The following is a 25,151-nucleotide window of genomic DNA, read 5'->3' as shown; positions in this document are numbered from 1 at the left end:
AATTTGACAGTTTAATTAAATTGAAGGTGACGCATTTTATTATTTAAACCCGATTACACCAAGACTACTTAAGACAGAATCATCAAAGACTAGTTCGATTTGCTAAACCTGGCCCAAATGCTCGGCAATGTGTCCCAAGCCTGCAAGGTAATGGGCTACAGCAGGGACTCCCTCTACCGTTCCCAGAAGCTCTATAAGTAGGGCGGCACATCAGCCCCTGCAGGAGATCAGCCGCTCAAAGCCCAACATCAAGAACAGAGCAGAGTAAGCCGTTGAACAGGCAGTGGTGGAGCTTGCCACAAAGCAGCCTGCTTTCGGGCAGCTAAGGGCCTTTAATGTGCCAGAGAAGAGAGGCATCTTCATTTCCCCCTTGCTGGAACTAGCACTTCATGGGTCAATTAAATCTTCACCTATTTGTGCGTTTATTTGCCTTATCGAGTGAACATCATTCAACCCATTTTACTGTCTGTACTTTGCTGTCCTTCCACACCACCAGTTACGACAGCCCATCTACTATTTATATCTAATATTCTGCATGTTGAGTCCCCAATAAATTTATCTTGAAGATAGAGGTATTGGCTCTATCTTCAAGATAAGGTGATTTTCAATCATGCTGCAATAGAAACCTTTTTGATTCATCTAAAGGAAACTAATTCCTTTTTTTCATTATATACTTTCACTTGTCTGTAGCAGGAACTACTCTTGCTATTTGCACCGACAGGGTTGTTCAAGGCATTGTCGAGCGTGGCAAAGGGGCAAAAATTGCACTCCTTAAACAAAAGCATATGATTATTTGCAAATAGCATAAATATTCCTGTAAACGTGGAATCATTCCTCCCCGGCGAGTGTATGGCTGCTATGGTTTTCAACTTTTAGCCAGGATGAAACCTCTTAATATCAAGATTAGTTTTATGGAGCGAGAGGGTGGTCAGTGGCTGCCCTTTTCTTTTTTACCGCTTGTTGAGCCGCCGCCTTACCGTACTACTCTTCCCCAAGTCCCACCTGCAAGTGCCGTTATAGATCAAGCGGAGAGGCACACAATCAAAATTACTGGCCTCACACAAAAATCATATAGTGCAAAGACTGCTGACTTCGTCCTGAAATCCATTAATTGAGCAAGCACTATTGATGAAAGCTCTTTTGCACATTCATTATTTATATCTTATTTCCGCTTCAGAAAACAAGCCATAAAGGCTTGTCGCAAGCATCCCGAAGAGAGTAATTAATGCCAAGGCAGCGGAAGGCACAGATAACACGATTTCGCTGTCTGCCCTGTTTTTTTAATCTTGGTCTGCATGCGGAAAGTCCCGCTGATGCATTCAGTACCAAAACTGGCTTATAAAAGTTAAACGCTTCCTATGCCTGGTTAAGGAAGTTCAGGCAAGTGCTTACTTTTGCCATATTACTAGGTTTTAGGTTGGTTTAAATTAGTTTATAAGTTCATGCTTCACAAATAGCCTTTAACTCCTGTAAAGCTTTTGGCCAGGCTTCCGAAAAGTATGCTTTGTGCTCCTGGTTGGTATCCACGTCAATCGACAGCAATGTTAATCCGTTTTCTTCCGAAAAGGTATAATTTTCCATGGCTCCTGCCCAACCTGCCACCTCGGCACCACTAGTAATTTCAACATCGTTACAAACCATGCCCAAGTGCTCTATGCTTACAAACTTATTCGGAATATTCTCTTTTATCCGGCTCACCATGCCTTCTATATTGCCCTCTTTATCTTCTCCCAGAAACATAATTTTAGCGTCCTTTTCCCAGGAACCTTTATAATGGGAAGTGGGGCTGAATATAGCGGTCCAGGTGGAATATTGCTTTTTATCCAGCATGGTCTGGTACACCTTTTCAGCTCTGGCATGTATGCTGATTTCGAAGTGCAAAGTTGTTAGTTTACCCGACGACTCTACATAGTTTTTAAAGTTATCCAGAATTGCCTGCCAGCCTGCACGCTGCATCTCAAGCGGATGCGTCTGCTCTGCATCAAATGTTTCGGTAATGCTGGTTTCATGATCATTGGCAGAGAATTGTACCTGCACTTTCCGGCCGTCCTCCAGGGAATATTCTAGCAGTTGGTGCTCTTTTACGGCCGTATAGGTGCCTTTAAAGTCAAACCCCATGCTCCCGTCCTTAGCTTCCATGCGCGAAGTGAACCGCCCCCCAACTTGTACATCGTTTTCAGCCCAAGGTGTGTGCCATTCATCAGAGGCGTTATTCCACTGCGTAATATGCTCAGGCGATGTCCAGAACCGCCATACTTTTTCTACAGGAGCCTGAATGGTTGCTCCTATTGTAATGCTGGTGCTTTTTGCTGTTGTCTCCATTTGTAAACTATTAAAAGTGTGTTGATTGTCTTCATGATATTACAAATTTAACGGAACAGATTCTAGCAGATGAGGTGCAAAAATGACAAAAAAAGGGGCTGTTTGCGACAAACTATTAAAGTTTACCAGACTCTTTCTGTTTGTGTAAAGCTATGGCAACAGCTAAAGCCTTTAGTTATCAACTAAAAATGTTAGTAAGAATGTTAATAACATTAGTTATCCACAAAACAGGGTCGCAAATTGTTGCTCTAGTCAAAATCCAGGATGCACCAAACTAAGAACATGTGTCTGGTTATGAAACAGTTGCTAAAGAAAATTTATTTATTCAAATTATTCTAATGAGTTTGCCCTTCCAGAGCCTTCTTATATCTAAATACACATAGGCCTAGGTTACAGAAGCTGCCTAATAGGAAGTTCTTTCGGCAGCAAAATATCTCTGAAAACTGGCTATTGCTAACCTTTTAATCATAATACCAGTATTCTCATTATATACATGGTAATATTGTCATACATTTAAGGAAGCAGAAAAACAGGCAATGCCTTGATCACTTTCTCATCAAAAACTAAAACTATGAAAAACATAAGACCTTACATTTTCTCTCTGCTGATTATGCTGATGATTACCTTCAGCAGTTGCCAGGTAATTGGCGATATTTTTAAAGCCGGTATGTGGACAGCAGTTATCATAATCGTTATTATAGTCCTGATCGTAATCTGGATCTTCAGAAAGCTGGGAGGGCGAAGATAAACTATCATAAACAAAAAAAGGGAGCTGTAATGGCTCCCTTTTTTTGTTTATGATAGTTTAAAAAATTTATTTACTCTTTTTTGGCATTGTACCCAGTACCCAGTCCCAGAGTGGCGACGACACGCCAAAGGCAGCTTCAGGATCTTTGTAGTGGTGGATGCTATGGTGCACCCAAAGCACCTTCAGAAAGTTTTTTGGCGGCGCAAACGCATGCACAGCATAGTGTACAAACAGGTACAGCGCATAACCGAACAGCAGCCCCGCCACAATACCAAACACCAACGGGCCAAACACCAGCTTAAACATAAAGAACAGTAAAGAGGCGATGAACACACTCACAATCGGCGGCATGGCCAGGCGCTCCTTGTCTTTCGGGTAATCGTGGTGGTTGCCATGGAACGTGTACTGAATGTTCTTTTTTAAGGGTGTATCAGTGTCCATATGGAAAACAAAGCGGTGAGCCAAATACTCCAGCAACGTAAAAATAAGCCAGCCTCCTAAAAACAAGGCCAAAGCCTCCGCTACATTAATAAAACTGTAGGTGATGCCGTAATAAATAAGTCCTCCGGCAATGCTTATAAAGATAATAATAGGAAGAGCGATATGTGTTCTCGTAAGCCTTTCCAAGATAGGATTCTGGAAAATTTGAGCGCGTCCTTTGTGGTTCGGTTTCATAATAAATTACTATTTACACTTTTTTGTTCAGATGTAAAACTGAATGTTAATGAATCAAAAAGCTGCAGTTGATAGATAGTTACCGCAACTTAAAAGAGGAATTCTCCCTCTTTATCAACGGGTCAGTTCTTCTTATGCGGTTCTCTATTTACGCTTGATTAACGCTAACAGAGCCCCAATGTTATAATCTTTTCCACTTAGGCGGTAGGTTGCCCTCTCGTAAAACGGACGCCTTTCTTCTAATGTACTGGTCAGAAAGGCCTTGAGTTCTTCTTCGGATTTATCTGCAAGCAAAGGTCGTGTGCGTAAATCTGTAGCCAAAAGCCGCTGCAGAATTTCTTCTACAGGCACATCCAGAAAAACACTCTCGCCATGCCCGTTAATAAATGTCATATTGTCGTGAAAACAGGGAGCACCTCCGCCTGTGGCTACTATGGCCTGCCCGTGCTCCTGCACCACATTCTCCAGCGCCTCTCGCTCCAGTTCTCTGAAACGAACTGCCCCGCCTTGCTCAAACAACTGCGCTATGGTACGGCCTTGTCGCTTCTCCAGGTACTCGTCCAGGTCTACAAATGGCACCTGCATGTGCGCCGCCAGTTGCTTCCCCAAGGTAGATTTTCCAGACCCCATCATTCCAATCAGAAAAAACAACATGACAGATGCTTATAGGGTTAACAGAATTATAAGTAAAAATATTTAGAACAGTGAATATTCTACAAAAAACGCACCAAATAGTACCTCTCTGACTTAATAACAGGCTGGCAATAGCCCCCCAAAAGTCGCATTTTATAAACAGCAGCAGACTAAGCATTTCAGATTCAGGGAAAAGGCTCTGGCAAATTATTTAAATAAAAATGGCCTTCCAGAGGGTTTTTCAGCTAAAACTGGCCAGGGAAAGTGGCAGGCCTGACGTAATGCAATGCCTGAAGAAGAAAATAGCTTAATCTAATTTCACGCGAGGGTCGAGCAGGGTGTAGAGCAAGTCTACAAAAATATTGATGAGCACGAACAGGAAAGCCACAAACAAGGTAGCGCCCATTACCAGCGGAAAATCAAGATTTTGAACCGCCTGGATGGTAACAGCCCCCAAGCCTTTCCAGTTAAAGATGTACTCGATAAAGAAAGCACCTGCCATGAGCGAGGCCATCCAGCCCGATGCGGCCGTTACGACGGGGTTCAGCGCATTCTTAAGCGCGTGTCCCATAATAACCCGGCTCCGATTCAAACCTTTGGCGCGGGCCGTTCGGATGTAGTCCTGCGACATAACATCGAGCATAGAGCTTCGGGTAAGCTGCACAATAACGGCCAACGGTCGTATGCCCAAGGCCACGGCTGGCAGCAGGAGGTTGCGCAGCATAAGCTGCCGGCCTTCAAAAGGATCGATCTCGTAGAGCTGCCCCGTCAGGCTAAGGCCGGTCCAGTGGCTCCAGTAAAAGCCGAAGGTAATAGCAATAAGGATGGCCGCTACAAATGAGGGTACCGAAATGCCCAGCACCGAAGTAGTAACCAGTGTATGATCCAGCGTGCTGTGAGGGCGTAGCGAAGCCAGTACACCGAACAATATACCCAGCACCAAAGCAATAATCATAGCAGCCACCGCAAGCCAAAGGGTACCAGGAAAATGGTCGAGCAGGATATCGGTTACATTTTTGTTGCTCTGGAAGGAGCGGCGCAGGTACGGCATCTTCCAAACCACCACATCATCGCCAAGGCTAATCAGGGTAGTATAGTCGTATTTCTGTTGGTTCGCCTCCGTAGCCTCGTGCACCGACAGCGGCGACACATCGTTTATGTAGAAGAGCAATTGAGCAGGCAGCGGCTTATCCAGACCCAGTTCCTTGGTAATAGCTTCGCGCGTAGAAAGGTCGGACCGCTGGCCGGCCAGCAATGCCACCGGGTCGCCAGGCAGCACGTTAAAAAGGAAAAACACGGCCACCAGCACGCCCAACAGAATCAGCAGGCCATGCCCCATGCGGCTCAGTATAAATCCTAGTAGTTTCAAATTTTAAATTTTGAATGAGTGATTGAGAGAATAAGTGAATGCCTTTATCAAGGTAAATTATCTGATGTAACGCTGGTGCGAGCTTGTAGCTCGTACTTTATTTGCTACTTGAATTTTAAACTAACCTCTTTCGTTGAATGTAGAGTGGTACGAGCTACAAGCTCGCACCAGCAGGGCAAATCAGGAGATCCACAGCTGATACTTTTCTAAAATTCTCCACCTCCCATTCACTTTTTCAAAAGAAAGCAACTCACCCTTCCCGCACTTTCCACCACATTGAAATTCATAATATAAAAGGCCTGTATCTTTATCAATCCAATATATTTCAGAGAAAGCAACTTGTCCTATCGCCTTTTGCTTTTTTATAGCACTAAGATCAAACCAGGATTTGTCTTCTCCTAAAGTATCTGCTTTGAAAGTACAAGCTTGATAATCATTCGCTCTGTACTTCTCTATCGTTTTGCTCAAATGCAAAAGCGCATTTTCCAAATCAACACCATACTTTCTAAGAAATCCACTTACGCTACCAAATTCATCAGACAGATCCGACAGTTTATCAGGTAAAAGTTCAGAAAACCTAGCTGCAAAACGTGCTTGATTAGCTATATAAATAGTTTTAATTCTGGCACTGTCACCAAATAAGCTGTTTTGCAACTGAATTAGCCTTTCTTCAAAAGGAGCAAAATCAGCTGAGTTCGGATTTTCAATCTTATACCAATCCTGCAGTAAAGCCTCCTGCTCCTCTCCGAGGTATAGATTGTAAAAATGGTTCTCTACTAATTCTATCAGCAGATCATTGTATGCTTGCAGCAAAGGATCATCCGTCGCATACTCACACACTTTATATTTCGGTTCTTCCTTATTGCAGGAAAGAAACATGAGAGACAACAGGAAGAGCAGCTTACGAAATTTCATTGTCAGGAAATTACAACAACTCCTGCACCTCCCCTATCTCCGGCGTGTCGTTATAGTGCCACATGCCTTTAACGGTACCGTCCTGCAGCAGCATAATGCCGGGGTTAGAGCGGATCATGGTTTTAAGCACGGTGCCATCGCCGAAATAGTAAGGGGCAGCCAGGTTTACTTCGTGCCGGAACTCCTCAAACTCCTGGCGGCTGGCAGAGGTCAGCACCAAGGGAGTAATGCCTTGCTGCTCCGCTGCGGCCACCAGTTCGTTGATGTCTGCAAAGCTTTCGCGGTTGGTTTTGGGCACGTTCTGCACCACTATCAGCAGTTTTTTGCCACTAAGCACCTCCTGCGTAAAATCGCCCTCATCGTTCCAAACGTTAAAGTCTGTTATCTTAGGACCATCTTCGGGATTTATAGCCACCATCTCCTTAAACTTATACTGCTCATCCATTGGGTACTCCTCAAACTCCAGTTCTTTGCCATCCTTCAGCATCACGTATTTGTAACGAAGCGGCGCAGAGGCTTTCATAAGCGACGGAATATGGTTACCAACTTTGTAAGCTCTGAAATCGATGAAAGGCAGGTGCTCATAGGCATACCACCCTATGCCCACCGACAACAGAGCAGTGAGCCCTACAACAGCCGCACCTGTTCTAAAATTAGTGAGCGGCCGTAGGTACCTTTGCGTAAAGAGCAGTACCAGAATCATTACCAGCAGCACAATATCTTTTGTAAACGATTGCCAGGGCGTGAGCACAATGGCATCGCCAAAGCAGCCACAGTCGGTTACTTTGTTGTAGTAGGCTGAGTAAAAGGTAAGAAAAGAGAAGAACACCGTCAGCGCCAGCAGCACGACCAGAACCTGCTTCAGTTTCCAGCGCACCAGCAGCGCCACACCCAGCACAATTTCCAGCGCACTCAGGAAAATAGACAGGAACAGCGCCATGGGCTTAAACACATGAAAGAAAGAGGCGATGTCTTCGGCAAATACCTCAAAATACTCTTCCAGCTTAATGGCGGTGCCTACCGGATCGTTTATTTTGATCAGACCGGAAAATACGAAAAGCACGCCCACAAAGAGCCAACAGAACTTACTTAGTAGCTTCATGAGGAGAGGCAAAGTTTAATTTAATAAGGGCAAAAACGGCATAATTGATCATATCGCGGTAATTGGCTTCCACGCCTTCGGAGATCAGCGTTTGCCCCTGGTTGTCTTCTATTTGCTTGGTGCGGTAAAGCTTCATCAGAATAATATCGGTAATGGAGCTCACCCGCATATCGCGCCAGGCCTCGCCATAGTCGTGGTTTTTGGCGTTCAGGAGCAGAATATTTTCCTGTATCTGCTCTGTGTACAGCTTCTCCACCTCTTCGGCCTGCAAGGCCATAGGCGCATCGGCGGGCAAAGAAGCCTGCATCAGCGCAATAACACAGTAGTTGATAATACCTACAAACTCAGAGCTGATATCGTCCTGCACCAGTTGCACCCCCTTCTCCTGGATGGAGCGAATGCGCTGTGCTTTAATAAAAATCTGATCGGTGATGGAAGGCAGTCGCAATACACGCCAGGCGGTGCCGTAGTCAGCCGTCTTTTTAACAAATGTATCTTTGCAGCGATTTACTACCTGATTATATTCCTGAATGGTTTGACTAATCAACTTTTTAATTTTAATTTTAAAAACAATTGACACAGATGCCTACATCAAGAGCGAAAGATACGCTTTTTCATAAAAAAAGAACACTTAACTGCAACGGAAAAATCCTGTCGCTGGACAGGCCGCAGGTAATGGGTATTCTGAACGTAACGCCCGACTCCTTTTATGCCGGCAGCCGCCTGCGTTCTTTAGATGAGGTAATAAAAAAGGCAGAAAAAATGCTCTCCGATGGTGCCGGCATACTCGATCTGGGCGGCTACTCCTCCCGACCCGGCGCTGCCGACATATCGGTTCAGGAGGAACTGGAGCGGGTGGTTCCGGCTGTTAAAGCCATTACCAAAGCGTTTCCCGAAGCCATTATTTCTGTAGACACGTTTCGGGCAGCCGTAGCCGAAGCTGCTGTAGAAAGCGGTGCTGCCATAGTTAACGACATCTCTGGCGGAAACCTGGATGAGGCTATGTTTGATACAGTTGCCCGCCTGCAGGTACCCTACGTGCTCATGCACATGCGTGGCACACCTAAAACCATGAGCTCCCTCACCACCTACAACGACCTGGTGCTGGATGTGCTCGATGAGCTACAACAGAAAATAACAACACTTACAGCAGCAGGTGTAAAAGATATTATTTTGGACCCCGGATTCGGGTTTGCTAAAACCGTAGATCAAAATTTTGAACTACTTAACCGGCTTCAGGAGTTCAATATGCTGGAGCTGCCTTTACTGGTGGGGCTGTCGCGAAAATCCATGACCTACAAGTTTCTAGGAATTGATCAATCAGAGGCTTTGCCCGGCACAATTGTTTTAAATACTTTAGCGTTAACGCAAGGTACCGACATTTTACGCGTTCATGACGTAAAAGAAGCTAAACAGACAATAGACTTATTCACTAAAACTACGTTTTGATTCCATTATTTGCCATAGGATTTCTGGAGATAGGATGGCTCGAGATTATCGACATTCTGCTTGTGACAGTACTGCTGTACCAGTTATACAAGCTCCTGACAGGTAGTGTGGCGCTAAAAATTTTTCTGGGGCTACTCTCTATCTACCTCTTGTACCTGGTGGTAAGAGCGGCCGGCATGGAACTCCTGAGCATTATCCTGGGGCAGTTTATGGGAGTGGGCGTGCTGGCAGCCATCATTGTTTTTCAGCCGGAGATCCGGCGTTTCCTGCTTCTGATCGGCAAAACTACTGCCTTCAACAACGACCGTTTTTTTAAGAGTTTCCCTTGGCGCCGCGAGCAGGCCGAAAAGCTGAGCCTCACGCCTTTTATAGAAGCCGCCAAATCGTTGGCCGGCAAAAACACCGGTGCCCTGATCGTGTTCTCCAAAAGTTCGGAGCTAAAATATTACGCTGAGTCTGGCGACCTGATTGATGCCGTTATCTCCAAGCGCCTGCTCATGTCGATCTTCAACAAGACAAGCCCTTTGCACGACGGAGCCGTGATTATTGCCAACAACCGCATTAAGGCCGCCCGCTGCATTTTACCTGTAACCGAAAACAACGACATACCAGCTTCTATGGGCCTTCGTCACCGCGCTGCAATTGGCTTAACAGAAGTAACCGACAGTATTGTATTGGTGGTGTCGGAAGAAACAGGGCAGATTGCTTTGGTGCGCAACGGCGAGGTGTTTCGTAACCTCTCCTCTGCCGACCTGCGTGTAAAACTAAATCAACTCCTCTTCGATACCGATCAGCAGAAACCAACCGCCCCTCCTGCCTCCTCAGAAAAGCCTGTAAATGTAGCGTAATCTGAGCAGCAGGATTATCCTTGCACGATTAACCGGCCTTACCCTAGAAGCAAAAACAACGAAAATTGCTCTGGAAGGATGTTTTGATTAGAATAATTGCAGGCTGCGTGAGTTACAGCCTCATTTTAAGAAAAGGCAAGAGACTAATTTCCGCACCCGCTATGACTTAAAAAGGCCTTATGCCATCTAAGGTCCTGTGACTTGAGTTGCTCAAAAGGCCTCCGGAAGGGCCATTTCATTAGAAGAATTACGCTCCGGCTCATCTTTTAAGTGCAGCAAATCAGGTTCCTCTTTTCCAGTAGAACCAATAACCGATAGGGCCCAGCACTGGCAGCACCCAGAGCAGTACCATCCAGAGCAGGCGGTCCCACAAGGTATAGTCGGTTTTGAAGATGAGGTGAAACAGGCTGTAAACTACCAACAGGTAATTAAGCACAACAACAATAAGTATGATCAGGTTAAACGAGCCGAAATCCATTTAAAATCTCTTCTTTTAAAAAAGCATTTCACTTAAATACCACACCAGGTACATGAGCGCCGGTGCGCACAGCAACAGAATAATTCCCAGGTTAACACGTGTCCACTGTGGGTTCAGCAGCATGTTTATGTAGGCCTCTACCGACAACAGCAGCGAAAAGTAAAATGTTATCTGCAGCAATGTGCCGGTTATATGTGCTTCGTCGCCACGCATGCCGGCTGTGGAATACGCAAAAAACGAAATGGCAACCCACGTCAGCACGGTACCTAGCATTACCTGACCTGGCCTTATTTTTATGTTATTCATCCCTGATTTCGCTTAACCTATTATTAAAGATAGAAAAAAATAAGGCCACTCCCATACCGGCTACAGCTTTTCTGTTCTACTTTTTACCAAAGGGAAATTAAGCGCAAAAGGCAGCACATGAAATATTCAGTAATGCATCAGGGGCAAAATTCAAAAAAGAGAGACAGCGTTTCCGCCATCTCTCCCTGAAATTACTTTATCACGCCCAGCTCTTTGCCTACTTCTGTAAAGGCTGCAATGGCTTTGTCGAGGTGCTCTTTGTCGTGCACCGCCGACAACTGCACCCGAATGCGGGCCTTGCCTTTAGGTACTACCGGGTAGTAGAAGCCAATAACATAAATGCCTTTTTCTAGCATGCGAGCGGCAAACTCCTGTGCCAGCGGCGCCTCATAGAGCATAACCGGCACAATAGGGTGGTCTCCGGGCCTGATCTCAAAACCAGCCTCCGTTATTTTTTCGCGGAAATACTTAGTGTTCCACTCCAGCTTATCGCGCAGCTCGGTGGTGGCGCTCAGTGTGTCGAGCACGGCAATAGAAGCCCCTACAATAGAGGGAGCCAGCGAGTTAGAGAACAGGTAAGGCCGTGAGCGCTGTCGCAGCATATCTATTATCTCTTTCCGGCCTGAGGTGAAGCCACCCATAGCACCGCCTAATGCTTTGCCCAGTGTGCCGGTTATAATATCTACTTTGCCCATTACATTGTGGTACTCATGCGTGCCTCTGCCGGTCTTGCCCATAAAACCAGTGGAGTGCGAGTCGTCTACCATCAGCACGGCTTTGTACTGCTCTGCCAGCGCCACAATCTTATCGAGCTGCGCTACGGTACCATCCATGGAGAAGGCTCCGTCGGTTACAATAACCCGGTGCGTGGCGTTCTGGGCTTCCTGCAGCTTTGCCTCCAGATCGGCCATGTCGTTGTGCAGGTAGCGGAAGCGCTGTGCTTTACACAGGCGTACCCCATCTATAATAGACGCGTGGTTCAGCTCATCAGAAATAATAGCAGAATCAGCTCCAAAAAGCGGCTCAAACACCCCGCCGTTGGCATCGAAAGCAGCTGCATACAGAATCGTGTCTTCCGTACCCAGGAAATCGGCCAGCTTGCGTTCCAGCTCTTTGTGAATATCCTGTGTGCCGCAAATAAAACGCACTGAGCTCATGCCATACCCGTGTGTATCGATAGCGGCTTTGGCTGCCTCTATTACTTTGGGGTGCGCCGAGAGGCCCAGGTAATTATTGGCACAGAAGTTCAGCACATGGGTTTGCTGCGTGGTATCTATGGAAGCACCTTGCGGTGTGGTAATAACGCGCTCGTTTTTATATAAGCCCGCTTCCTGTATTTCGGCCAGTTGTTTTTCCAGGTCAGGTTTTAAGGTTTCGTACATATTGCATAGATGTTAGATGGTAGATTATAGATGCTAGACACAAGTGCTTCTCTAAAATTTAAAATCAAAGAAAAGATGTTCTCTGCTTTAGCTTCTGTAACGGCCAAAGCTTAAAAATAATAGTCACGAGCGAAGACGCTCGCTTCATGACAATTTAGAATTTATCACGTCTTGTGTCCTGCTAAAAGCATTACTCCTCTGTTTTAGGCGGAGGGCGGCGCATGATCGGGCGTGGCCGGGGAGGTTTTGGCTTTTCGTCCTGCTGCGGCTCCTCGGGCGCTGCTTTTGGTTGCTCCTCTTCCGGCTCCGGCTGCCTTAACGTTGTCGGCTCCTCTGGTACAGGCATAACTGCTGGCGAAGGTGCCGCTGCTGGCTGCTCCTCTACTGGCTTTACCTCCTGCTCTGTTGGCTTTACGAGAGCCGATGGCCTTTTGATAACCGGGCGCGGGCGTGGTGGCTTTGGTTTATCTTCGGGCGCAGTGGCAGGTTCCGGAGCAGTGGCTGCCGGGACTGGTGCTTCTGCCGGGGCTGCCTCCGGAGCAGCTGCCTGGGCAGCGGGCTCCACCTCAGCTGCAGTGGCTGTAGCAGGTCTCTTCATGATCGGGCGAGGGCGCGGTGGTTTAGCAGCAGGTGCTGCCTCGCTTGCCGGCTCGCTCTTTTCAGGCTCTTCTGCCGGTGGTGTAGCCGCAGTCGGGCGTTTGATTACAGGTCTTGGGCGTGGGGGCTTGGGAGCCGATGCTGCTGGCTCCTGTGCAGCTGTGGCAGCAGCATCGGCAGCTTCATCAGGAGTTGTTGGGGCAATCGGTTCCTGTGGTTTCTGCAGCGCGGCAGGCCGCTTTATAATCGGTCTAGGACGGGCTGGCTTGGCTGCCTCAGGTGTTGCATCAGAGGTTTGTTCAGCTGGCTGTTCAGTTTCGGGTGCGGCCACAGCTGGTCTTTGTGCCGCTGGAGCAGCGCCTTCAGGCCGTGAGGAGCCTTCTGCAGCTGGCTCAGCTGGTTTCCGGATAACAGGTCGTTTTACAACTGGCCTTGGCCGTGGTGTGGCCGGTGTGTTGGCTGCCTCGTCTGGTTTAGCCGCAGCAGGCGGTGTTTCCTCGCCTTCTGCTACCGGCCGGGCAGGTATAGTTGGTCGGCGCACTACCGGTTTAGGACGTGGCGTAGCTGGCTGCTCATTGGCTGTCGCTTCGGCTGCTGGCTCAGGTGCAGCAACGGGTACCTCTGCAGGCGTTTCGGTGGCAGAGCGTGCCGGTGCGGCGCGTCGGGCTGCTGGGCGTGGTGCCGCTGTGGCCGACTCTGGTTTGGGTATATCTTCTTCCCGGAGATGGTATTTTATACGGATATCGTTCAGCACCATTTTCTGCGCCATGTAAAAGCTGTTCGGATGCATTTGGGCATACATGGCTTCCCAGGCATTGTAACGTGCTGGTTCCGCAGCCTCAAAGGCGGCTTTATTTATCCGCTTCTTAATCAGGTACTCTTCAAATGTCATATAAACAGTCTACGTCGTTTCCAGCACGCTTACCATGCTACAAGTGGCTTTGATGCTCGTAAAAGATTGATGTTCTCTTATGTTACGCTTGCATACGGCTCATTTTTACAAATATATTAAAAATGGATTTGCCCTGCGGGATATTGCTTCTGGCTATTTTGCAGAAAGTTAAGTAATCGTTAAATCTGGTACCGGCAGTTTCAAGTGCTTACTTCTTCTCCTACCTTTGATCCGTTAGATGCGTAAGCGTTAGGATAAGTTTAGTTTAGAATGAGAGCGCTTGCATTCGGCAGGCGTTTTCTTTTTCTACCTCTCCCATGCCACCTGCAGACAGCCAGCCCTGTTTTCTTCATAATCAGAACTTATAGGTGCTACTTTGAGTATTGTGACCAACAGGCTACTACCTCAACTCAAAAGATGGCAAACACTCAAGAAACGATACTGGTGATTGGAGCCTGCGGGCAGCTTGGCTCAGAACTTACGCTCAGTCTGCGCGCTATTTACGGCGGAAACCAGGTAGTAGCCGCCGACATTTACGAACCAAGGCAAGCTGACCTGCTAAACTCCGGCCCTTTCGAGAAACTGGATGTACTTGATCCCGCAGGCATGGCCTTGATGGCTACCCGCTATAAGTTCACACAAGTTTACCATTTGGCTGCTGTGCTTTCGGCCACTGGCGAGAAGGATCCGAAATTTGCCTGGCGTTTAAATATGGAAGGGTTATTTCATGTGCTCGACTTGGCACTGGCACAAGGCATACAACGGGTATTCTGGCCAAGCTCTATTGCAGTGTTCGGCCCGGATACTCCTCGCCAGCAAACGCCGCAGCACACCATCATGAACCCAAGCACCGTGTATGGTATTAGCAAGCAGGCTGGCGAAATGTGGTGTGCCTACTACTACAAAAAGTACGGGCTCGACATTCGCAGCCTCCGCTACCCCGGGCTGATCGGGTACAAAACGTTACCGGGTGGCGGCACTACCGATTATGCAGTAGACATCTACCGCAAGGCCGTGGCAGGTCAACCGTTCGAATGCTACCTGCACCAGGATACTTACCTGCCCATGATGTACATGCCCGATGCCATAAAGGCGACCATAGACCTTATGCAGGCTCCGGCACAAAGCATATCTGTGCGGGAATCCTATAATATAAGCGGCATGAGCTTTTCTCCGAAAGAAATAGCCACCTCTATTCAGAAATTTGTACCTTCATTCAAGATCATTTACAAACCAGATTCCCGCCAGCAAATTGCAGACTCGTGGCCGCAAACTATCTCCGACCATGTGGCCAGGCAGGACTGGGGATGGCAACCTACCTTCAACCTAGACGCCATGACGGCCGATATGCTGGAGAACCTGAAAGCACAGTTGTCATTTGAAGCTTAGCGGTTAAGCCACTTAAATTATTCTAATAAAAACGGACTTCAAGAGGTTTTTTACCCTTTGTATGACCCAGGCCTGCCCACACAAGACTCAGGTTGTAAAGCGCGCAAATTGAGCACTTTACAACCTGAGCTTTAGGTAGTTAATTTCCAGATTTCGAGTCATAGGCCTGATATTGTAGCTCAGTTGCAGCCACACGATCTTGCAGGTAGTAGCTATTTTTTAACAGGATGGTATAACAAACTACATTTTGTGTTCTTCTAACTAAGCTTTCGGAAAGCATCTAAATCTGCTCTTTTTCCGTTTTTACGCTACAGCAAACGTAACCGAAAATTGTATGATTGTAAACACAGCAGTACAAGGTTGGGAGGTAATATATCAGCAAGCGCACGGGTTGCTGGCAGCGCAATTAGCTTACCATTTAAAGCCGGAGCTGCAGTGTGCCCATTGGGTAGAAACGCTATTAGCTATCGGTAACCACGACAACCGGCAAAAAACCTGGCGCGGTCACGATGGCCTGACAGAAGCAGGAGCCCCAGCTGATTTTACGCAACTACCTGTTACGCTAGAGCAAGCCCGTAAACTGGCGCACGCTGTCAGATTCCAGAGCCGCTGGGTTACGCTGCTCACTTCTATGCACCTGTCGTTTTTATACGAGCCAAGCCGGGGCCACACCAAAGGCACCGATACTTTTCTGGATGAGCAGTTGGAGCTACAGAAAAACTGTCAACAGAGCCTGAAGATCAGCCAAAAGGAAGCACAAAAAGCCTATACTATTTTAAACTGGTGCGACAGCCTTTCCCTGCTTCTCTGCAAAAATGAGCTTCCGGCAGGTGCGCGGGCCGTAGAAATAGCCAAAGGCCCTGGACCAGAAACCTACTTTGCACTGCAACACACTAGCGGCAAGGTGCAAGTGCAACCCTGGCCTTTTACTCAAGAGGAGCTGGAGGTGCAGGTAGAGTATCGACTACTGAAGCAACTTACGTTTAGTAACGATGCGGAGCTGGCAGAGGTACTGCACCATACAGAACCAGCTTTTAAGGCCTTTACCTTAAGCCACAAACCATGACCAAAAGAAAGAGATTTTAATTTTTATAATATGAAGGGTAGAGTTATCGTTATATTTGCATAAATCAATATTTGTATAACTCTATTTAAAAACTCATGAAAATTAAACTATTCCTCTTCGCGCTTCTGCTTACTATAACCTTTGGTGCTCAGGCACAAGACGGTGGCAGCAACCTGAAAGCAACAGCAGGTAGCACCACAGCCGAAGTGGGCATTAACTTAAACAACGGCACCTTTTTGCAAAGAGGCCAGATCAGGCTCCGCAGTTTTGCAACAGATGAAATGGCCTATCGTCTGGGCGTAGGCTTATCACATGATGCCACCAAATTGAACGATGATGCTAAAACAAGTAACACATCAGTAACCATTGCTCCTGGGGTAGAAAAGCACTTTGCAGGCACGAACAGATTATCTCCTTACGTGGGTGCAGAACTGCCAATTAGCTTCTCTGGTGCCCGCTACGAAGACAATAACATACTAGTGCGTGGAGCTAACTCATCATCGGGCAATGACAAACGTGGCGCCTTTGGCCTAGGCTTAAATGTAGTAGCTGGTATGGATTTTTATATCGCTCAAAACTTTTTTACCGGATTTGAGTTTGGTGCAGGTTTTGGCTACCGCAAAGACCGTGACGTTAAGGTGGAATATAAATCAGGCGGTCCATCAGACGAAACTATAGATGGCTACCACAATACCTCCTTTAATATCTTCTCGACTGGTGGTATCCGAATCGGGTACGCGTTCTAAAACTTTATTTGCTTAACAGCTTTTAAAAGAGTAGTTGCTCCTAAAGCACTACTCTTTTTTTATGCCTCCTCGTGAGCATTACCTACTGCAGGTTTAATTTAGCAGACCAAGCAGTTAACCTGTCTTAGCTTTTCTGCGTCTAATAGGTGCACAAACCAACTACGCCCCTACAATGCCCATAACAGAATCCAACGACGAACAACTCAGAAAACTGATTTTTGAAAAAGACAAAGTAATCGTAAAATTCACAGACGAAGACTGCCCGATTTGCAAAGTATTATCGCCTTGCTTCAGAAAAATAGCCACAGAGCCAGCTTATCAAAGCATTTATTTTGTTCGGATGAGCGCCCGTGAGAATCCGGTTTCGAGCAAAGAAGTAAAAATGACAGGCACTCCTTTTTTCGCAACTTACCGGAAAGGGACCTTATTAGACTGCGGCATTGTTTCTACCGAAGACGGTATAAGAGAAATGCTGGCTAAGCTCCTGACGGACAATCTTTAGAATAAAAATATCTGAAGGACCATGACGTACTAGCTGATGCAAAAAAGCATAACTTGCACCGCTTTTTTAAAATCAGCATAAACGTGAGAAAATTAACCCTTCAGCTAATCGCCTTCCTTGTTCTGGCGATTACCAGCAGCATGGCTTTGCCTGGCTGTTCCAGTACTTCTAAACTTAACATCGAAGCTCCTGAAACCGGCGCATCGGCTGTATCGGTGTACCAGCCTAGTTTATCGTCTATCACCATTCCGGTGTCGGTTTCTATTGCCACCATAGAAGAGAAATTAAACAAAGAGATTGCCGGCGTTTTGTATAAAGACAGTAATCTCAACGATGACAATGTAGCCGTAACCGTGTCCAAAAACGGCAAGCTTAGCATCCGGGCCGAGAAAGACAAAGTCTACTTCAGTATTCCGCTGCATATCTACGCCAAAGGCCGCTGGAAGTGGGACCCTTGCAAACTGTGCCCGGCCATAGATAAAACCGAAGACACTGCCTTCGATATGGTTATTAAAACAGAAAGCCGCATTGGCCTGACAGAAGACTACAAGATTAACACCATTACGAGCGGCGACTTTGAGTGGGGCAACACGAAACCAACAATCCAACTGGGACCGCTGAAAATTGGCCTGGCTCGTTTTGTGGAGCCTGCCATCAGAACTCAAATGAGTAACATATCGAAACAACTCGACAAGGAGCTGCAGCAGTACCTAGACATGCGTAAATATGTATCGGATGCCTGGCTAATAGTGCAGGAGCCCGTGAAGCTGGATAACGACCTGAATGCCTGGCTCAGCATTGTGCCGCAGGATGTGCGTATTGCTCCCCTCCTCATGAAAAACGGCACACTCAGCACCCGCATTGGCATTACTTCCTTTATTTCTGTTACCACCGATGGCAAGCCACAACTAGCCGTAAATAAAAAACTGCCGAAACTCATTATCGACAATCGCCTGTCTGACGAGATCCAGATCGGGCTAACGGCCAACATACCGTATGAGCATGCCAGCAAGCTGCTGCAGGCACAGGTAGCAGGGCAAACTTACAAATTCGATGGCGACAAAAACCAGGTAACCGTTAACAACGCTACCATTACGCCAGGCGGTAACCAGCTCATTCTGATGCTCGATGTAAATGGCAAAACAAAAGCGGGTATGTTCACTAAGAAAATCGCTGGCAAAGTTTACTTGCGCGGTACGCCTTACTACGATGCCCAGACTGCCTCTATAAAAGTGCGCGATGTAGATTACACCCTCGACACCAAAGACAAACTATTAAGTACGGCCAGTTGGTTTGCCAAAAACAAATTTATAGACATTATTCAAGCTCAGGTAAACATACCGGTGCAGAGCCAGCTAACTGAGGCCCAGAAAATGCTGCAAACTACTCTCAACCAATCGGGTAGGGTGCACGAGTCGGTACTGCTGCGCGGAAACATACGCGAGATAACCCCCGACAACATCTACCTGACGCCAACCGGCATAAAAGCAGTGGTAAATGCCAAAGGTAGCCTTACCGCCACCATAGACAAGCTTTAATGCAAGAGTTCATTCTATAGCAGGAGTTAAGAGTGGCTATACAAAAGCAAATTAGGCAGTATCTCAGGTTGTAAAACAAATAAATAACCCTTGCTTATAGGAGCAGGCAATGTCGCCGCTCTTAACTCCAACCTTTCGTACATCACCAAGCCATAGGCTTAAGATTAACTAATTCTGTTCGGGTGCCGTATCAACAGACAACATTTAGTAATCTAATTGAAAGTGTACAGCCTATGGCAAATTCTACTATAAGCAAAATATGGCCACTCCTTAAAGCTACTTTTGAGGGCTTTAACGATAATAACTCTCTATTACTGGCGGCTGCATTAGCATTTAATGCTATTTTCTCCATTCCTCCACTGTTAGTGATTATTATACAGGCAGCAGGCTTCTTTTTGGGTGAAAAGGCTGTATCAGGGGAGTTGTCGGAGCAAATATCGAGTGCCATTGGCCCAAATGCTGCACAATCAATTGAAGAAATTGTTCAGAATGCGGCCATCAGCGAAGCTGGCGGAATAGCTTTCTGGATAGGTATTGGCACCTTGATTTTTGCCTCTACCACATTTTTTGCCACCCTGCAACAGTCGCTCAACACCGTTTGGAACCTGAAACCTAAACCAACCAATGGCATTATAAAAATGCTTCAGGTGCGCTTGTTCTCTTTTGGCATTGTACTCAGTATTGCCTTTCTGATGCTCTTGTCGCTGCTGGTGAGTACCATTATTGCGTTCCTGAGCGAGTATATTACCAGAGCTTTTCCTGAAATAAGCGTTGTCTTCATCAGTCTGGTAGATATTGTTATCTCGATTTCGATCATCACCATACTTTTTGCCTTAATGTTTAAGTTCCTGCCTGATGCCATTATTCGCTGGCGCGATGTGTGGGTGGGGGCGCTCATTACAGCTTTGCTGTTCGTAATTGGCAAGTACTTAATAAGCTGGTTTATCGGTACCAGCGACCCGGGTTCTGCATATGGGGCAGCAGGCTCTATAGTTGTTATCTTGATGTGGATATACTACACTTCTGCCATCGTACTTGTTGGGGCAGAAATTACGCAGCAGTATGCCACCGTTTTTGGGAGGCAAATTGTGCCTAAAGCACATGCTGTGTTCTACAAAGAACAGGAAATAGTGGAGCACCCTAAATTCACCAAACACAAAGAAGGCACCGGGCGCCCCAGGGCCGAAGGAAGATTTAAACAAGAGGGATAACATTGTTTTTAAACAAAAAGAGCCTCTGCTGGTATTTCAGCAGAGGCTCTTTTTGTTGCCAGGAAGCCTATTCATCTTATAGTCTGTATCTGTTACCTGCTCCCCTTTATGCTCTAAATCAACTATCTAGTAGCCCAACTAGTAAACCTTCAAGAAGTCGCGGTCAACTTAATTAATCTAATGAAAATAGCCTTCCGGAGATATTTCAGGCTATTTTATACAGTGGCCTTTTCTTTAACAGCTAGCTGCCCGCAGGCGGCGTCTATATCTTTGCCCCGGCTGCGGCGCACATTTACCTGCACCCCACGATCGGCAAGGTAGTAGATAAACTTCTGCCACCTGTCTTCGTCGGTGTTTACAAAGTCGGCGTTGGCAATCGGGTTATACTCGATCAGGTTGATTTTGCAAGGTATGATTTTAGAAAAGCGCAACAGCTCCTCTGCATCCTGCAGCGTGTCGTTAAAGTTCTCGAACACAATGTACTCGTAGGTTACCTTGCGGCCGGTTACCTGGTGGTAGTACCGGAGCGCATCTGATAAAGCCTCTATTGAGTTGGTTTCATTAATAGGCATAATCTGGTTTCGCTTCTCGTCGTTTGCAGCGTGCAATGAAAGAGCGAGGTTAGCTTTTACACCATCGTCGGCCATTTTCTTTATCATTTTGGCGATGCCGGCTGTGCTCACTGTTATGCGGCGTGCGGCCATGCCCAGGCCATCGTGTGCCGTAATGCGCTCGATGCTTTTCATAACGTTGGCGTAGTTCAGCATGGGTTCGCCCATACCCATGTACACAATATTGCTAAGCGGTTCGCCGTACTGTTGCATACTTTGCTCGTTTATGCGCACCACCTGGTCGTAGATTTCGGCCGCATCGAGATTGCGCACGCGGTCCATGTAGCCGGTGGCGCAGAACTTACAGGTAAGCGAGCAACCGACTTGGCTACTCACACAAGCTGTTTTGCGCTCGTCGTGCGGAATAAGCACGCCTTCTACAATATTGCCATCGTGTAGTTTAAATGCCGATTTAATAGTGCCATCGTTGCTGATCTGCTTCGTAGCTACCTCTACGGCATTAATAGCAAAGTGCTGTTCCAGTTTTTCGCGCAGGGCCAGGCTCACATTGTTCATCTCCGCAAACGACTGGGCCGAGTGCTTCCAGATCCATTCAAAAACCTGCTTGGCACGGAAGGGTTTCTCTCCCTGCTCCACTAACCAGGCCTTCAGGTCGTCGAGCGAAAGTTTACGGATATCTTTCTTATTGAGTATTGGAATGTCTGCGATCAAGTTCATACCACAAAATTACAAAATTACTCAGGCATTAGTTTCAAATTTAATTTTAACTTCTTCTGGCACTGTGGCTAGCTTGCGGGTGGTGTAGCTAAAGCAGAGCATACCGGTTTTAGCCCTTGCTATTTCTTTGTCCTGCTGGTTCACCACATGGTAGGTTATATCGAAACCGTATTTGTGCAAATCGGCTATGGCCATTTTTACGGTGAGCACATCGCCATAAAAGCTTTCGCCTTTGTATTCGATGGCCACATCTGCCATAATTAGACTGGTGCCGCCCATATCCAGCTCACTGTAACCAAAATGGGCGAGCAATTGCACACGGGCCTCGTGCAGCACCGACAGCAGCCTGTCGTTGCCCAGGTGGCCGCCGTAGTTCAGGTCTGTAATACGTATGGGCAGTTGCGCTTCAAATGCAGACTGGGCGGGTATGGCTACTTTTACTCGGGGCATAAACAGAAATTTAAAGTTAAAAGGCTTGGGTTAAAGGAGTATAGCAAAAACTACATACAGGAACAGTAGGTACCTACAGGCAATATTGCGTACATTTGTAAGAGCTTGATCGGGTTTCACTTTTCTGGCAGGTAGAACAAAAAAGGTTCTTTTCCGGCATCTTTGCCGGGTTCAGCTAGGTAAAGCATAAAATACTGACCAAGGTCTAAAGTAATACAAAAAAGATGCAGCTCGAAATCAGGCAAACGAAAGATGGATCAAATACTTTATATGTACCAGCGCTAAATGAGCATTACCATTCGGTGCATGGGGCATTGCAGGAATCGCAACATGTTTTTATAAAGCATGGACTAGAGTACATTCTTGATCAGAAAAAAGACTTAAAAATACTGGAGGTTGGTTTTGGCACCGGCCTAAACGCCATACTCACTTTTCCGTACGCATTGGCACAAAAGGCCTTTGTGCAGTACGATACCCTTGAGAAATACCCACTCACACAGGAGGTGGTAGAGCAGCTTCAGTTCAGAAACTTTATTCTGAACCCTGAACTGTTAGAATACTTTCAGCAGATGCACTTGGGCAACTGGAATGAGCCCCTCGAACTTATTCCGTACTTTACGCTGCAGAAAATTCATGAAACCCTGGAGGAGTTTTGTCCGCCCGCTGCTTATTACGACATTGTGTATTTCGATGCCTTTGCGCCCGAAAAGCAGCCTGAACTCTGGACAGAAGAGATGTTCCGGAAGCTGTTTGAGGCTACTCGTCCGGGTGGCGTGTTGGTTACTTATTGTGCCAAGGGTTCTTTTAAGCGTGCCCTAAAAGCGGCTGGCTTTACCATAGAGGCCTTGCCTGGCCCTCCCGGTAAACGCGAAATGACACGTGGCTTAAAACCTGCTGTTGTTTAGTAAAACCTGCCTCTTACGTTTTAAAGCGAATTATTAAAGACATTATCAGTCAGAAAACCGACAGGAATTATTATCTTACCCAGGCAAACAACGCTTAATGACATCATTTCTTATGAACACAATTGCTCTGATTGCCCATAATAATAAAAAGACGGACCTGCTTAACTGGGTAAAAGAAAACCAGGAAGTGCTCCGACACTACAACCTGGTTGGTACTACCAACACGTCTGCCCTTATAAACGACCTGCTCGACATGAACATCAAGCCGTTTGGCCACGGGCCAAGTGGAGGCGATATTCTGCTGGCTGCCAAAATTCTGCAAGGCGAAATCAGTAAGATTATTTTCTTTATTGATGCTGAAACCCCACACGGCCACGAGCACGATATTCAAACACTTATTCGTACGGCAGTACTCAACAACATACCAATTGCACTAAACCGCGCCTCTGCCAATTTTATTGTGTTGGAACGCGGCGAAGACGCGGGCACTCATTAAGTCAGAAGCCGACCCGCCTCCACAGCTGGTCGGCTTTATAGCCCCCACTTTCTGTTTTTATCTCCTGCTATAAGCCAATACCCCTTGGGCTCAAAGCTCGGTTTTCACCTCCGGAAGGCCATTTTCATTAGGAGAAGTTGATTTTGTAAATTTTGAGTGAGTGGTGGAGTGGATGGGAGAATAATCACTAACCATCCTGCAATTTCTGATTCAGACAAAACATCTTGCATCTGCTCAATTAGTTTTCTCAAAAAACTTTACGCAAATTTACATCGTACACGATATAATCTTAACCGATTTATTATGAAAGACAATTTTTATCAGTTGGAGGCGAAGACGCTCCAAGGCAAAGAGGTGGCGATGGAGCAGTTTAAAGGCAAAGTCGTGATGGTGGTGAACACCGCCAGCCAATGTGGCCTGACGCCACAGTACGAAGGCTTGGAAGCACTCTATAAAAAATACAAAGACGATGGCCTGGTAATTCTTGGTTTCCCGTGTAACCAGTTTGGTAACCAGGAACCTGGTGGTAAAGAAGAAATTGAGCAAGGCTGTCTGATCAATTATGGCGTGAGCTTCCCTATGTTCGACAAAGTGGAAGTGAATGGTAAAAACACGCACCCGGTGTTCAGCTACCTCAAATCGAACCTGGGCGGCCTGTTCGGCAGCCGTATCAAATGGAATTTCACCAAATTTCTGATAGATGCCGATGGCAAACCTGTGAAACGCTTCGCCCCTATTACCAAGCCCGAAAAGATTGAACCTTACGTGCAGCAATTGCTCGCGAAAAACAAATAATGGATACGGCAGAAAACTATGAGCAGCTAAAACTGGAAAACCAGATTTGCTTTCCGCTATATGCTGCCTCACGACTGATTACCCGGCTCTACCAGCCGCTGCTGCACGAACTGCAGCTTACTTACCCGCAGTACCTCGTGCTGCTGGTATTGTGGGAGCATAATGGCTTGAGCGTAAACCAGGTGGGCGAAAGGCTGCACCTCCATAGCAATACGCTTACTCCTTTGCTCAAGCGGCTGGAACAACAGGGCTTATTACAACGCCACCGCTCCACCACCGACGAGCGGCAGGTGCAACTCTTTCTTACCCCTGAAGGCGCTAACCTAAAAGCCAAAGCAGCCACTGTTCCTGAACAGCTTGCCGCCCATGCAGCCTTCCCTTTAGATAAAGCCTTTGCACTTAAAACCATGCTCGATGAGTTTTTAAAGCAGCATCAGCCTACATAAACATAATCTTTGTGCTTTATACTTTCAGGTAATTTCCTTTTTAAAAATGCAATATCTATATTAAGGTTTATTAATGTGCAAAAATGAACTTTCCTGTTACTTTTGTGCTTTTAAGCCCATGCTGCATTGCATTAACACAGGCTGCATAAATAGTAGTAAGCTGCGTTTTTAACTGATAAAAAAGAATATACATTTGCTTATAATTAAGATCAAGTTAGTATATTCGAATTACCATATGCTTTGAAAACAACCCGACCATAAATGAAAAAATTATTTAAGAAAGTTATTAAGCCTTTTCTGCCTACTTACGAAGTAGTGTGCACGAACTACCATGTTATTCCAGGTCTCCCGATCAATGGTAATCAGTCGAAGCATAAATTTGAAAAAGGAGCTTCAGAAGATGCTCGCAAATTTTATGTGAAGGTGATTAATTCTGACCTGACAAAAACGATGGCTCCTATGGAAGTGCACCTGAAAAAAAGAGGCCGCATTATTGAAAAATCTGAGTTTGGCCCGGTAAACGAGCTAAAGAAATTCAATATCGTGTACAAAGGCTAATCAGGTTTCTAAGAAATAAAAAGGCCTGCCGATAATTCGGCAGG

The 25,151-nt window shown here is 46.4% G+C and carries 28 protein-coding genes; 15 read left to right on the top strand and 13 right to left on the bottom strand.

Going from position 1 to position 25,151, the window contains the following annotated elements:
* Positions 1 to 99 precede the first annotated feature (99 nt).
* The gene (locus ACMA1I_RS00420) at positions 100 to 201 is read left to right on the top strand and encodes a helix-turn-helix domain-containing protein (RefSeq protein WP_414703850.1); all 102 of its coding nucleotides are present in this window, start codon (positions 100 to 102) and stop codon (positions 199 to 201) included.
* Positions 202 to 1,440: 1,239 nt separating this feature from the next.
* On the opposite strand, the gene ACMA1I_RS00415 is transcribed toward ACMA1I_RS00420, so the two are convergent.
* A complete protein-coding gene (locus tag ACMA1I_RS00415; RefSeq protein ID WP_337066253.1) occupies positions 1,441 to 2,322 on the bottom strand; it encodes an SRPBCC domain-containing protein in 882 nt (293 codons plus the stop codon).
* Positions 2,323 to 2,893: 571 nt separating this feature from the next.
* On the opposite strand from ACMA1I_RS00415, the gene ACMA1I_RS00410 reads away from it, so the two are divergent.
* Positions 2,894 to 3,070 (top strand): hypothetical protein, encoded by a 177-nt coding sequence (locus ACMA1I_RS00410; protein ID WP_337066252.1) that lies wholly within the window; start codon positions 2,894 to 2,896, stop codon positions 3,068 to 3,070.
* Positions 3,071 to 3,136: 66 nt separating this feature from the next.
* Here ACMA1I_RS00410 and ACMA1I_RS00405 read toward each other — a convergent pair whose 3' ends face one another.
* From ACMA1I_RS00405 to ACMA1I_RS00380, 6 genes are all read right to left on the bottom strand, one after another.
* The gene (locus tag ACMA1I_RS00405) at positions 3,137 to 3,745 is read right to left on the bottom strand and encodes a sterol desaturase family protein (protein ID WP_337066251.1); all 609 of its coding nucleotides are present in this window, start codon (positions 3,743 to 3,745) and stop codon (positions 3,137 to 3,139) included.
* A gap of 144 nt (positions 3,746 to 3,889) precedes the next feature.
* Positions 3,890 to 4,399 carry a shikimate kinase gene (locus ACMA1I_RS00400; RefSeq protein ID WP_337066250.1) on the bottom strand — a complete coding sequence of 170 codons (510 nt, stop codon included), beginning with the start codon at positions 4,397 to 4,399 and terminating at the stop codon, positions 3,890 to 3,892.
* A 286-nt stretch (positions 4,400 to 4,685) separates the two neighbouring features.
* Positions 4,686 to 5,717 carry an ABC transporter permease gene (locus tag ACMA1I_RS00395; RefSeq protein ID WP_414703856.1) on the bottom strand — a complete coding sequence of 344 codons (1,032 nt, stop codon included), beginning with the start codon at positions 5,715 to 5,717 and terminating at the stop codon, positions 4,686 to 4,688.
* A 210-nt stretch (positions 5,718 to 5,927) separates the two neighbouring features.
* A complete protein-coding gene (locus tag ACMA1I_RS00390; RefSeq protein WP_337066248.1) occupies positions 5,928 to 6,662 on the bottom strand; it encodes a hypothetical protein in 735 nt (244 codons plus the stop codon).
* A gap of 10 nt (positions 6,663 to 6,672) precedes the next feature.
* Entirely contained in the window at positions 6,673 to 7,764 is a 1,092-nt protein-coding gene (locus tag ACMA1I_RS00385; RefSeq protein WP_337066247.1) for a BT_3928 family protein, read from the bottom strand.
* Positions 7,748 to 8,311, bottom strand: a complete 564-nt coding sequence (locus ACMA1I_RS00380; RefSeq protein ID WP_337066246.1) for a DUF1599 domain-containing protein — start codon at positions 8,309 to 8,311, stop codon at positions 7,748 to 7,750. Before ACMA1I_RS00380 ends, ACMA1I_RS00385 begins: the two co-directional genes overlap by 17 nt.
* Positions 8,312 to 8,346: 35 nt before the next feature.
* Here ACMA1I_RS00380 and folP point away from each other — a divergent pair, with 35 nt between their 5' ends.
* Positions 8,347 to 9,213, top strand: coding sequence for a dihydropteroate synthase (folP, locus tag ACMA1I_RS00375; protein ID WP_337066245.1), 867 nt, complete (start codon positions 8,347 to 8,349; stop codon positions 9,211 to 9,213).
* A complete protein-coding gene (cdaA, locus tag ACMA1I_RS00370; RefSeq protein ID WP_337066244.1) occupies positions 9,210 to 10,061 on the top strand; it encodes a diadenylate cyclase CdaA in 852 nt (283 codons plus the stop codon). Before folP ends, cdaA begins: the two co-directional genes overlap by 4 nt.
* Positions 10,062 to 10,341: 280 nt before the next feature.
* Here the strand turns inward: cdaA and ACMA1I_RS00365 are convergent, their stop codons facing one another.
* From ACMA1I_RS00365 to ACMA1I_RS00350, 4 genes are all read right to left on the bottom strand, one after another.
* Positions 10,342 to 10,539, bottom strand: a complete 198-nt coding sequence (locus tag ACMA1I_RS00365) for a PLDc N-terminal domain-containing protein (protein ID WP_337066243.1) — start codon at positions 10,537 to 10,539, stop codon at positions 10,342 to 10,344.
* A 15-nt stretch (positions 10,540 to 10,554) separates the two neighbouring features.
* Positions 10,555 to 10,845, bottom strand: a complete 291-nt coding sequence (locus ACMA1I_RS00360) for a hypothetical protein (protein ID WP_337066242.1) — start codon at positions 10,843 to 10,845, stop codon at positions 10,555 to 10,557.
* A gap of 191 nt (positions 10,846 to 11,036) precedes the next feature.
* Positions 11,037 to 12,227: a glycine C-acetyltransferase gene (gene kbl / locus ACMA1I_RS00355; protein WP_337066241.1), complete on the bottom strand. Its 1,191-nt coding sequence runs from the start codon at positions 12,225 to 12,227 to the stop codon at positions 11,037 to 11,039.
* Between the two features lie 190 nt (positions 12,228 to 12,417).
* Positions 12,418 to 13,716 carry a hypothetical protein gene (locus ACMA1I_RS00350; protein WP_337066240.1) on the bottom strand — a complete coding sequence of 433 codons (1,299 nt, stop codon included), beginning with the start codon at positions 13,714 to 13,716 and terminating at the stop codon, positions 12,418 to 12,420.
* Between the two features lie 417 nt (positions 13,717 to 14,133).
* Here ACMA1I_RS00350 and ACMA1I_RS00345 point away from each other — a divergent pair, with 417 nt between their 5' ends.
* The 6 genes from ACMA1I_RS00345 to ACMA1I_RS00320 all read left to right on the top strand — a co-directional run bounded on the left by ACMA1I_RS00345 (position 14,134) and on the right by ACMA1I_RS00320 (position 20,168).
* Positions 14,134 to 15,105 carry an NAD-dependent epimerase/dehydratase family protein gene (locus tag ACMA1I_RS00345; protein WP_337066239.1) on the top strand — a complete coding sequence of 324 codons (972 nt, stop codon included), beginning with the start codon at positions 14,134 to 14,136 and terminating at the stop codon, positions 15,103 to 15,105.
* Between the two features lie 334 nt (positions 15,106 to 15,439).
* Positions 15,440 to 16,171, top strand: coding sequence for a DUF3891 family protein (locus ACMA1I_RS00340; RefSeq protein ID WP_337066238.1), 732 nt, complete (start codon positions 15,440 to 15,442; stop codon positions 16,169 to 16,171).
* Positions 16,172 to 16,266: 95 nt separating this feature from the next.
* Positions 16,267 to 16,917 carry a hypothetical protein gene (locus ACMA1I_RS00335; RefSeq protein WP_337066237.1) on the top strand — a complete coding sequence of 217 codons (651 nt, stop codon included), beginning with the start codon at positions 16,267 to 16,269 and terminating at the stop codon, positions 16,915 to 16,917.
* 172 nt (positions 16,918 to 17,089) lie between these two features.
* A complete protein-coding gene (locus tag ACMA1I_RS00330) occupies positions 17,090 to 17,419 on the top strand; it encodes a thioredoxin family protein (protein ID WP_337066236.1) in 330 nt (109 codons plus the stop codon).
* Positions 17,420 to 17,502: 83 nt separating this feature from the next.
* Positions 17,503 to 18,957 (top strand): DUF4403 family protein, encoded by a 1,455-nt coding sequence (locus tag ACMA1I_RS00325; protein WP_337066235.1) that lies wholly within the window; start codon positions 17,503 to 17,505, stop codon positions 18,955 to 18,957.
* A 233-nt stretch (positions 18,958 to 19,190) separates the two neighbouring features.
* Complete coding sequence (locus ACMA1I_RS00320) at positions 19,191 to 20,168, top strand: YihY/virulence factor BrkB family protein (RefSeq protein ID WP_337066234.1); 978 nt, start codon at positions 19,191 to 19,193, stop codon at positions 20,166 to 20,168.
* 215 nt (positions 20,169 to 20,383) lie between these two features.
* Here ACMA1I_RS00320 and rlmN read toward each other — a convergent pair whose 3' ends face one another.
* Positions 20,384 to 21,457 carry a 23S rRNA (adenine(2503)-C(2))-methyltransferase RlmN gene (gene rlmN, locus ACMA1I_RS00315; protein WP_337066233.1) on the bottom strand — a complete coding sequence of 358 codons (1,074 nt, stop codon included), beginning with the start codon at positions 21,455 to 21,457 and terminating at the stop codon, positions 20,384 to 20,386.
* A 21-nt stretch (positions 21,458 to 21,478) separates the two neighbouring features.
* Entirely contained in the window at positions 21,479 to 21,907 is a 429-nt protein-coding gene (locus ACMA1I_RS00310) for a thioesterase family protein (protein ID WP_337066232.1), read from the bottom strand.
* Between the two features lie 224 nt (positions 21,908 to 22,131).
* Here ACMA1I_RS00310 and mnmD point away from each other — a divergent pair, with 224 nt between their 5' ends.
* From mnmD to ACMA1I_RS00285, 5 genes are all read left to right on the top strand, one after another.
* Positions 22,132 to 22,812, top strand: a complete 681-nt coding sequence (mnmD, locus tag ACMA1I_RS00305) for a tRNA (5-methylaminomethyl-2-thiouridine)(34)-methyltransferase MnmD (protein WP_337066231.1) — start codon at positions 22,132 to 22,134, stop codon at positions 22,810 to 22,812.
* Between the two features lie 112 nt (positions 22,813 to 22,924).
* Complete coding sequence (locus ACMA1I_RS00300) at positions 22,925 to 23,308, top strand: methylglyoxal synthase (protein ID WP_337066230.1); 384 nt, start codon at positions 22,925 to 22,927, stop codon at positions 23,306 to 23,308.
* 303 nt (positions 23,309 to 23,611) lie between these two features.
* Positions 23,612 to 24,103 carry a glutathione peroxidase gene (locus tag ACMA1I_RS00295; protein ID WP_337066229.1) on the top strand — a complete coding sequence of 164 codons (492 nt, stop codon included), beginning with the start codon at positions 23,612 to 23,614 and terminating at the stop codon, positions 24,101 to 24,103.
* Positions 24,103 to 24,549, top strand: coding sequence for a MarR family transcriptional regulator (locus ACMA1I_RS00290; protein ID WP_337066228.1), 447 nt, complete (start codon positions 24,103 to 24,105; stop codon positions 24,547 to 24,549). Before ACMA1I_RS00295 ends, ACMA1I_RS00290 begins: the two co-directional genes overlap by 1 nt.
* 261 nt (positions 24,550 to 24,810) lie before the next feature.
* A complete protein-coding gene (locus ACMA1I_RS00285; protein ID WP_337066227.1) occupies positions 24,811 to 25,107 on the top strand; it encodes a hypothetical protein in 297 nt (98 codons plus the stop codon).
* The last annotated feature ends 44 nt before the right edge of the window (positions 25,108 to 25,151 follow it).

Origin of the sequence: Pontibacter sp. 13R65 (assembly GCF_047525655.1) — a bacterium.
In the GTDB taxonomy this organism is placed as follows: domain Bacteria; phylum Bacteroidota; class Bacteroidia; order Cytophagales; family Hymenobacteraceae; genus Pontibacter.
This window is presented reverse-complemented; position numbering and strand designations above follow the sequence as displayed.